Origin of the sequence: Flectobacillus sp., from assembly GCF_049240685.1 — a bacterium.
Classification (GTDB): Bacteria; Bacteroidota; Bacteroidia; order Cytophagales; family Spirosomataceae; genus Flectobacillus.
In genome coordinates, this window is the sequence record NZ_JBMLSD010000472.1 from 1 (window position 1) to 8,138 (window position 8,138).

General features: G+C 36.8%; 9 protein-coding genes. 6 read left to right on the forward strand and 3 right to left on the reverse strand.

Translation table 11 applies throughout. From position 1 onward, the window contains the following. Positions 1–39 precede the first annotated feature (39 nt). Together ACOVQ4_RS21990 and ACOVQ4_RS21995 are read left to right on the forward strand one after the other, a co-directional pair. Positions 40–453 (forward strand): c-type cytochrome, encoded by a 414-nt coding sequence (locus ACOVQ4_RS21990; RefSeq protein ID WP_421822737.1) that lies wholly within the window; start codon positions 40–42, stop codon positions 451–453. A gap of 193 nt (positions 454–646) precedes the next feature. Further along, positions 647–2,032: a DUF4932 domain-containing protein gene (locus ACOVQ4_RS21995; protein WP_421822738.1), complete on the forward strand. Its 1,386-nt coding sequence runs from the start codon at positions 647–649 to the stop codon at positions 2,030–2,032. Positions 2,033–2,084: 52 nt separating this feature from the next. On the opposite strand, the gene lptC is transcribed toward ACOVQ4_RS21995, so the two are convergent. From lptC to ACOVQ4_RS22010, 3 genes are all read right to left on the reverse strand, one after another. Next, a complete protein-coding gene (gene lptC / locus ACOVQ4_RS22000) occupies positions 2,085–2,636 on the reverse strand; it encodes an LPS export ABC transporter periplasmic protein LptC (RefSeq protein ID WP_421822739.1) in 552 nt (183 codons plus the stop codon). A gap of 66 nt (positions 2,637–2,702) precedes the next feature. Next, the gene (locus tag ACOVQ4_RS22005) at positions 2,703–3,998 is read right to left on the reverse strand and encodes a hypothetical protein (protein WP_421822740.1); all 1,296 of its coding nucleotides are present in this window, start codon (positions 3,996–3,998) and stop codon (positions 2,703–2,705) included. Next, positions 3,988–4,746 carry a type III pantothenate kinase gene (locus ACOVQ4_RS22010; protein ID WP_421822741.1) on the reverse strand — a complete coding sequence of 253 codons (759 nt, stop codon included), beginning with the start codon at positions 4,744–4,746 and terminating at the stop codon, positions 3,988–3,990. Before ACOVQ4_RS22010 ends, ACOVQ4_RS22005 begins: the two co-directional genes overlap by 11 nt. A gap of 260 nt (positions 4,747–5,006) precedes the next feature. Between ACOVQ4_RS22010 and ACOVQ4_RS22015 the strand changes: the two genes are divergently transcribed. The 4 genes from ACOVQ4_RS22015 (at position 5,007) to ACOVQ4_RS22030 (ending at position 7,961) form a co-directional block, all read left to right on the forward strand. Continuing rightward, complete coding sequence (locus tag ACOVQ4_RS22015) at positions 5,007–6,089, forward strand: mechanosensitive ion channel family protein (RefSeq protein WP_421822742.1); 1,083 nt, start codon at positions 5,007–5,009, stop codon at positions 6,087–6,089. Between the two features lie 97 nt (positions 6,090–6,186). Beyond that, positions 6,187–6,516, forward strand: coding sequence for a DUF2752 domain-containing protein (locus ACOVQ4_RS22020; protein WP_421822743.1), 330 nt, complete (start codon positions 6,187–6,189; stop codon positions 6,514–6,516). Then, a complete protein-coding gene (locus ACOVQ4_RS22025; RefSeq protein ID WP_421822744.1) occupies positions 6,513–6,875 on the forward strand; it encodes a TM2 domain-containing protein in 363 nt (120 codons plus the stop codon). The genes ACOVQ4_RS22020 and ACOVQ4_RS22025 overlap by 4 nt, the downstream gene beginning before the upstream one ends. A gap of 186 nt (positions 6,876–7,061) precedes the next feature. Further along, positions 7,062–7,961, forward strand: coding sequence for a hydroxypyruvate isomerase family protein (locus tag ACOVQ4_RS22030; RefSeq protein WP_421822745.1), 900 nt, complete (start codon positions 7,062–7,064; stop codon positions 7,959–7,961). Positions 7,962–8,138: the final 177 nt, after the last annotated feature.

The window sequence follows — 8,138 nt, forward strand, 5'->3', positions numbered from 1 at the left end:
AGCCTAAAGCCTAAAGCTTATTAATATAGGTATATTCTTATGAAAAAAATCTTATTCGGCTTGTTTGTTACTTCCCTAATGACGGCCTGCCAAAGTCAAGAGGAAGTCAAACTCAAGCAATATTATATCGATGGACAAGCCTTGTACAAAACGCATTGCGAAAACTGCCACCAAATAGACGGAAAAGGACTGGCAGGTCTGTACCCTCCTATTAATGGTTCTGATTTTTTGAAAAACAATAAAAATCGAATTATTTGTGGTATCCGCAATGGCTTGAACGATACCATTGTAGTAAATGGTAAAACTTATCACCAACCGATGCCTGCCAACAAGCAATTACAGGCGATAGATGTAGCCGAGATTACGACCTATATCTACAACGAGTGGGGTGGCGAAAAAACCATTACAGAGGTAAAGGCTGTCAAAAAAATCCTAGATTCATGCGATAAATAGTAATTTACTTAGAAAAAACAAAACCTCGAAAGTTTCAACTAGTGGACTTTCGAGGTTTTGTTTTTTCTTTCAACTATGTAAATTTCCATTCAACAAGTTCTGTTTACTTCTATCAAATAAATCATATTTTTTACCTAGAACTCAGGTATTATCGCAAATTAAAATTGTATTACACTTAAAACAACTCTCTCAAATGACTAAAAAATTGTCCTTATTGCTTATTGCTTCAATGATGGTAAGTTCGTGCTCGGTAACAAAAAACTGGAAAAGTGAGTATCCTAGCAACAACTTTCTTAAAGCCAGCTTCGATGAATTTACTGGTACAGAAAAACTAAAATTTCCAAAACAAACCAACGCCTTGGTTTATTTAAGCTCATCGATAAATACTTCAAAAGGGAAGGTTGTACTTGCATCAAACAATAAGATATTGTCCACATCTAATAAAATCAATCATCAGAAAATTAGTTTGTCTCAATCTCAAGTATTAAAAATTTCGGGAGAGAATGCTCAAGGTTCCTTTGCCTTATCATACCCTACGTTAATCGAAAAGAAAATACAAGTAAACTATCATCAAAATATTGAGTTGTTAGGTTTGTGCTACACACTTTTAAATCTTAGCGATTTCAATGATATTCCTGATGACCAAACATTTGAGATGCATGGGGAGAAAATAAAAATCAAGGATTTGTATGCCATTACCACAAAAATTGGGAACGAGTTTAAGCCTTTTTTAGCCTCAAAAAACTTAGCAATTATCAAAACCTTCTTTGATAAAGACTTTTATCTCCATAACTCTAATTTCTTATTGCAGCTAGACAATTTTCCTAATGCAACATTGAAAGAAGATAATCCCTTTTTAAGCCATTATTCCTCCAAAGCAGAAGCGGAAAAGCTAGTCAATGCATTCAATGCATTTGCTGTTGAAATTAATTTTCAAGATTTTTTGAAAAGATATAGTCCATATTACAAAAAAATGATTCAGGAAGTGGAGCAAAATATTCCAAAAGAAAGTTTCATTGTTGAGATGGAGCATCTTTACAGCAAGAATGTACAAAACTATCGACTATACCCTAGCCTCACGATTCCTTTTGGACAAGGTTTTGCAACAGGCAATGCCAATACAATTGGTAATATTTTTGCCTCTTTCAACAAGCCAAAAGAAGTGAATCAAGTATCAAACCTTCAATTAGGATATGACAATTCTACTTCGTTAAGAGATATTTGTGTGCATGAGTTTGGGCATTCATTTGTTAATCCAGCAATCGACAAAGTAGATGAAAGCCTCCTGAAAGATAAGGAAGCTCTATTTGAGCCTATCAAAGATAACATGTCGCAACAAGGATATAACCAGTGGAAAATATGCCTTTATGAGCACTTCAATAGAGCCAATGAGGTAATTATTGCTCGATTGATTGGAGATAACAACAAAGCAGAAAAGACTTTACAAGAGAATGTCAAAAATAAATCATTTATCTATCTTCCTCAAATTGTAGAAAAGCTCGAATATTGGTATAACAATGAATTTTTAAATAAAACATACGAGCAAAAAGTAAGTGATATTATTGCGGAATTGAAGTAGAAAAATTCTCCTAACAAAAAAGGTCAACCCATAGAAGGATTGACCTTTTTTGTTATTGTGGCAAGTTTTTTACACTTAGTACGCCCGTTACTCGACGAAGCGTATAATCAGTAAAATCTTGATTAGAATCCATTCCTACACCGTGTAATACTTGCTCTGGGGTTTTGATATCAACAGGTTTATCTGTGTAAACTTTCTTTGTATCAGGACTCCAAAACATTTCATCGGTTTGTAAGGTCTCATTTTTGATTTGGTTGTTTACCAACACACGCCCCATAATGTGATAAAGGTTTTTTGAGCGAATAAACCTCGCCGAATCGCCTCTGAGCGTTGTGGTATTATTTCCTAATTTATCAAAAAAGAAAATCCTTACCTCTTTTGGATAGACCTTATCCTCATTTTGAAGCGTTAGTTGCGTTTCGGTGGACATTCTGACCATAATTTTGGCAGAATCTGTGTAGGCCATATTGATACCGTGCAACTCTGACAATGGTCCATTGTAAATTCCTTTTTCAATAACTTTTTCCTCTTTTTTACAAGAAACCAATAGCAAGGTCCAAGCCCAAATAATACACCCTATCGCTTTATATTTGATTATTTTCATTCCAAAATCGCAATTAGTTTTCTGATAAATCAACAACAAGCGAAAGATTTATCCTTCTTGATTTAATTAGTCGATTTTTGGCTTGCGGAACCAAGAGAAGTCACCCAATGAGAATCCAACTACAATTTTTGAATAGACTTCTTCTATTCCATTTGTTGCCAAAGTGCCTCTTTTACCATGTACAAAAGCCACATTCAGGTAAGAAATCGTACGCATTGGGAAAGATGCTCCTACCGAAAAATTATAATCTTTGGCACCTGATGTTCCAGTTACTGTATATGGTGACTGAGTATAGCTAGCACCTACTCGATAGACCACGTGGTTGAAATAACCAGAAATAGCTTCAAAATCAGGAATGTATTCAGCGCCAAATGCCAATGTAGAGGCATTCACTAATTTCTCAGCATTACCTTCGGCATTTCTAAAGTCAGTCCATTGCGTCATCGAGTAATCAAGCGAAACGCTCAATTGGCCTGGTTTTTCTAAACTAACCCCAAAACGATAAGTAGCAGGTAGCTTTATATGGCTCGTAGACTGCGTAAGCGTGTCGGCATTGATAGCGGTGATTCCTGAAGCATCCAAGGTACGGAACTGACGAAGTGATTTAGCCTTGAGGGTTTGTGAGAAATCTGCTGTAGCAGCAATATTCAAGAAATACTCCTTACTAATTTTAGGACGCCAAGCTGTTCCTAACTTGAACAAAAAGCCAGAATAGTTGGTACGGTCAGCCAATTTGATTTGGTAGTTTTGTCCATCGCTAAAGTTTTGGGTAGTAATATCGTTGTTGATTACCCCAAAGGTATAGCTTGTTTCAAGACCCACATAAATATTTTTGTGTAATTTAACACCGTTTGACCATACAGCTTTGTTCAAACCTCCGCTTCCGTTATAAGCAATAGTTGTACTATCTTTTCCTAATAAATCGAGTTTATTCACAGCAAAAGTAGAGTAATCCACATTAGTAGAAGGGCGCAATCCCAACAACATTGTCCAACGCGGACTTACTGGTAAAGCCAAAGAAATTGGGCCGATAGTACCACGTGTAGTATTCGAACGTTTAGAAGAGTTTTGAAGACCTTTCACTTCCGTATTTACACCCATTTCAAAAAGTGTATAACGGTTACGAGCCAACAACGCAGGGTTCAAATTGTTGATATATAAGCCAGAAGCATTGGCTACTCCAAGACCTCCCATCATATAGTTAACAGAACCGGCTTCTGTAACAACCTCTCCAATACCTAAGTAGGAGTATGGCGAATTGGTTTGCTGGGCGCTAGACCACTGAGAATTCAGTACTAGACCAAGTACTACTAGAGAGACAATTTTCAATTTAGCCATCACAGGCAGGCCTTTACGATTCATTAAGCTTGTCTGGTGAGCTAGGATTTTTAATTTCGACATTATGTTCTAATATTCTGTTAAGACCAATCAACACTAAAGCTGGTTCTACAAAGTTCGGTGATTTTATGCGGTTTGCAAAAAATGTAGCGTCTCCCCCGCATAAAATGACGTTAATTTTTGTTAAAAGTGTTTCGTATTGTTCTATAAAACCATTTATTTCTGCAAGAAGTCCATTAACAACACCACTTTGCATGGCTTTGGCAGTACTTTTACCAATCAATTCTGGATATCCCTCGGGTTCTATTAACGGTAATCTTTGGGTAAAAGTGTGCATTGCCTTAAATCGCATCTTCATTCCTGGCGAAATAATCCCTCCATGAAAATTAGATTTGGCATCTACCAAATCATAGGTATTACACGTTCCCAAATCTATCACAACACAGTTTTGCTGAGGAAATAATACCGTAGCGCCAACAGCAGCAGCTATCCGATCGGCGCCAAGAGTATTGGGCGTATCATACAATTTGACCAATGGCACCAACGTAGTCGGTTGTAGTAAAATTAGGTCTGGGTCATATTTACCAAAATCCGCCTTTAGTTGTTCTTCCGAATAACTGACCGTAGATATAACGATATGGTCAGGATTGAGACTTTCTACATATTTTACTAGTGTAGGATAATCCAGCCCTTTCCGAAGGTCCTGAAGTTTTCCGTCAATAAATACTCCTGTTTTGGCAAAAGTATTTCCTAAGTCTATCGCTAAATTCATGAAATTCCTTTTCAAAAATAAGGCAAAGGTAAGGTTTTGATTGTTAGACACAAAGGTGTAATGGCTTCAAGCTCATAATTGACTATCTTCAAAGGCAGAAGAGCTGCTTGTATTTGCTTGGCTTTATTTCAGTACGAACATTTTCAAGAATCTTCAAACAAGAATATTTGTTGATCTTTATATTTGTCGCTAAAGCCAAAAAGCAAATAAGAATCTATCAGCCAAGCGGCCAAAAACATCTTTATCAAAACAAACTCTTTATGAATTTTTTATCTCAATCTATACTCGAAAATACAGTAATAGATTTACTTTGGTTTACAGGCATTTGTCTATTTGGGGTATTGATAAAAAGATATTTTTCTATCGTACTTAGTAAAGTGCTTTATCGAGTACTTCGTCATGATAAGGTACCTATCTATACCTGTATCGAATTGCTTCGTAAACCGTTAGAAGTATTCATAATCCTTACTGCAATCTGGCTTGCCTCTTATCATATCAAAATACCCAAAGCTTGGCACATGGCACCTGTAGAGCAATTTGGGATTTTAATGGTTGTATGGAAAACCTTCCAGATTATGCTCATTATGTCATTTTCATGGATATTGATTCGCATAACAAAATTTCTGGCTATTGTTTTTCAAGAAAAAGCGGCACTTACCGAAAGTAAGCTAGATGACCAGTTTGTGCCCTTCACCAAAGACTTGGTGATTGTTGCCTTGGTTCTGATGACGTTTTTTTCGATGCTAGGAATTGTCTTCAAAATCGATGTAATAGCACTTATTACAGGTTTGGGGATTGGGGGTTTGGCAATCGCCTTGGCAGCTCGCGAAACCTTAGAAAACCTTTTTGCTTCATTTACGATTTTCTTGGACTTACCATTTTTGGTAGGCGATACCATCTTGTTAGATAAAGTAACTGGCGATGTCGAAAAAATTGGCTTTAGAAGTACTCGTATCCGTACAGGAGATGGTAGCTTGGTAACGGTACCTAACAGACTCATCACGGCACAAGCTTTAGAAAATCTAAGCCAACGAAATTATCGTCGTGCACGTTATGTTTTGCGACTACGCCTCGATACACCAGCCGATGCCATCAAGGCGATTATTCACGATATTCAAACTTTGGTAGAATCACATGAGAAAATATACCATACCGACCCTGGCAAAACACGATTTGATACCATTGGCGATAACTCACTTGATATCTTAGTTTCTTACCATGTTGCTACCAATAGTATTATTGTTTTAAATGAGGTAAAAGAAGAAATCAATTATCAGATTTTATCTATCGTAAAAAAACATCAGGCACAATTAGCCTATCCTACTTTCCGAATTATCAATTAATTTATTTGCCATCCTTAAAAAAATCCATTTACCCTGATTTCGTGTATTTTGTGTAGAAAATGCTCGTGAACTAAAAAGAAAAACACAACTTTAGTCCATGAACAAGCGCAAGATACCAATAGAGCTAATTATCTGGGTGAGTGGACTTTTATGGTTGGCATTTTCCCATCCCGAACATACTCACTTCACAGTTTGTCCTTTAGCTTTAGCAGGTTTTAACTATTGTCCAGGTTGCGGATTAGGTCATTCTATTTCTTATTTGTTAAGAGGCGAATGGCAACTATCTTGGCAAAGCCACCCATTAGGAATCTTTGCTTTTTTGGTGTTGTTAAAACGTATTTTTGAACTTGGAAAAATAGCATTTTGCTCAAACGTTTGCTCAAATGCAACGAAAGACTTTTATCCATCTAAACTTTTAAAAAAATGAATCCTAATTTCGTAATGATGATGGCCAATTTAGAACCAGAGGAAGCCATTTTTGTCCAAAGTATCATGAAAGACTTGGACGAGCCACAACAACAACAGTTTTTGGCAATGTACCAAAACAAACGTCGTGATACCACCCTTATTCTGATTACTACCTTGATGGGATTCTTCGGTTTTGCTGGAATTCAACGTTTTTTGACCGACAGAATCGGTATGGGTATTCTTTACTTCTTCACAGGTGGGTTATGTCTGATAGGTACGATTGTGGATTTGGTCAATTACAAAAGTATGACATTAGAATACAATCGTCAGGTTGCAGCCGAAATATTGACAACACTCAAACTTTGGAATAATCGATAAACACATGTCAAGCAATAAAAGGCTCGATTAACACAGGCTCTTTCCACGTTTCTATTTTAGGACAAAAGCAACAAGCAGAAGGTATCGATTTATGAAAAAGATATTGTAAATTTCATAAGAAAACATGGAATGAGTATATTACTGATATATTCTGTTTTATCCCATGTAAATTTTATTATTATACTTATGGAAAACCCAATATCTCGTCGTTCGGTATTACAAAAAACCCTAGCGGCGACTACTGCTACCATGCTGACATCCTCCCTCAACAACCGCATCGAAGCTGCCGACAACCATATTGGTTCGGCTCTCAAAGGACGTATCAATCACTCGGCTTGCCGTTGGTGTTATGAATCTATCCCATTTGAGGATTTGTGTAAATCTGCGAAAGAAATCGGCATGAAGTCGATTGAATTGACAGGTCCTGAAGAATGGTCTATTATGAAAAAATATGACCTCACTGCGGGTATTGGTTGGGGAAGCTGGCCAAAAGGTACAGGGTTGACCAATTTCTTTAATGACCCCAAAAATCATGACCTTTTAGCAAACTACTATATCGACTACTTGATTCCAGAGGCGGCAAAAGCAGGTATCAAAAATTTGATTTGCTTTTCAGGAAACCGTAATGGTATCAGCGAAACACAAGGTTTGTTGAACTGTAAAAAGGTAATTCAAAGAATTATTAAAACAGCCGAAAAACACGATGTGACGCTTTCGATGGAATTGTTGAATTCAAAAGTAAACCACAAAGATTATCAGTGTGATCATACCGAATGGGGCGTAGAACTTTGTGAAATGGTTGGTTCTGAAAAATTCAAATTGTTGTATGACATCTACCACATGCAAATCATGGAAGGTGACGTAATCGCAACCATCAAAAAATATAATGAGTATATCTCTCACTATCACACGGGCGGTGTGCCGGGGCGTCATGAAATCAATGACTCTCAGGAGTTGAACTACCCAGCTATTATGAAAGCGATTGTAGATACTGGATACAAGGGTTTTATAGGTCAAGAATTTATCCCTACTCGTACCGACAAAATTGCTTCATTGCGTGAAGGTATCTTGATTTGTGACATCTAAGCTATTGAGTGAATGAGTGGTTGATTGATTGAGTTATTGATTTTAATCTATATCTCAATCAATCAATTAAATAGATTGCTAACTTCCATTCAGAGCTATTCTCTAACCCTTCCGAAACCGGCAATCACAAATCCAAAATCGAATAATTATTCTTCTCTGTTTACTGTGTCCATCGAA

Coding starts and splice junctions, on each gene's coding strand:
- lptC (WP_421822739.1), bottom strand. CDS start 2,636: ATGAAAATAATCAAATATAAAGCGATAGGGTGTATTATTTGGGCTTGG.
- ACOVQ4_RS22015 (WP_421822742.1), top strand. CDS start 5,007: ATGAATTTTTTATCTCAATCTATACTCGAAAATACAGTAATAGATTTA.
- ACOVQ4_RS22030 (WP_421822745.1), top strand. CDS start 7,062: ATGGAAAACCCAATATCTCGTCGTTCGGTATTACAAAAAACCCTAGCG.
- ACOVQ4_RS22020 (WP_421822743.1), top strand. CDS start 6,187: ATGAACAAGCGCAAGATACCAATAGAGCTAATTATCTGGGTGAGTGGA.
- ACOVQ4_RS22010 (WP_421822741.1), bottom strand. CDS start 4,746: ATGAATTTAGCGATAGACTTAGGAAATACTTTTGCCAAAACAGGAGTA.
- ACOVQ4_RS21990 (WP_421822737.1), top strand. CDS start 40: ATGAAAAAAATCTTATTCGGCTTGTTTGTTACTTCCCTAATGACGGCC.
- ACOVQ4_RS21995 (WP_421822738.1), top strand. CDS start 647: ATGACTAAAAAATTGTCCTTATTGCTTATTGCTTCAATGATGGTAAGT.
- ACOVQ4_RS22025 (WP_421822744.1), top strand. CDS start 6,513: ATGAATCCTAATTTCGTAATGATGATGGCCAATTTAGAACCAGAGGAA.
- ACOVQ4_RS22005 (WP_421822740.1), bottom strand. CDS start 3,998: ATGAATCGTAAAGGCCTGCCTGTGATGGCTAAATTGAAAATTGTCTCT.